The sequence below is a fragment of the Luedemannella helvata genome, assembly GCF_039528415.1.
In the GTDB taxonomy this organism is placed as follows: Bacteria; Actinomycetota; Actinomycetes; order Mycobacteriales; family Micromonosporaceae; genus Luedemannella; species Luedemannella helvata.
The window spans coordinates 1-535 of sequence record NZ_BAAALS010000137.1; the positions used below are offsets into that span (position 1 = coordinate 1).

Consider the following 535-nt stretch of genomic DNA (forward strand, 5'->3'; position numbering starts at 1 on the left):
GTGCGACGCGATGCGCTGCGAGATGACCACGCCGCCCAGCGGCACGTAGCCCGAGTTCACGCCCTTCGCGAAGGTGATGAGGTCGGGCGTCACGCCGAAGTGGTTCACGGCGAACCACTCGCCGACGCGGCCGAAGCCGACCATGACCTCGTCGGCGATGTAGACGATGCCGAACTTGTCGGAGATGCGGCGCACGCCCTCGAGGTAGCCAGGCGGCGGCACGAGCACGCCGTTGGTGCCCACGACCGTCTCGATGATGATCGCGGCGATGGTGTTGGCGCCCTCGAGCGTGATGACCTGCTCGAGGTGCGCGAGCGCGCGCTCGGTCTCCTCGGCCTCGGTCGCGGCGTGGGACGACGACCGGTACGGGTACGGCCCGAGGAAGTGCACGACGCCGCCGTCGCTCGGCTCGTTCGCCCAGCGGCGCGGGTCGCCCGTGAGCGAGATCGCGGTCGCGGTGCCGCCGTGGTAGCTGCGGTACATCGACAGCACCTTGCGGCGGCCGGTCACGGCGCGTGCCATCCGCACCGCGTGC

1 protein-coding gene is annotated in these 535 nt (G+C 71.0%); it reads right to left on the reverse strand.

The window, feature by feature from the left end; genetic code table 11:
* Positions 1 to 535: aminotransferase class III-fold pyridoxal phosphate-dependent enzyme (locus tag ABD191_RS29135; RefSeq protein ID WP_344089205.1), on the reverse strand; the 535-nt coding region annotated here is incomplete at both ends.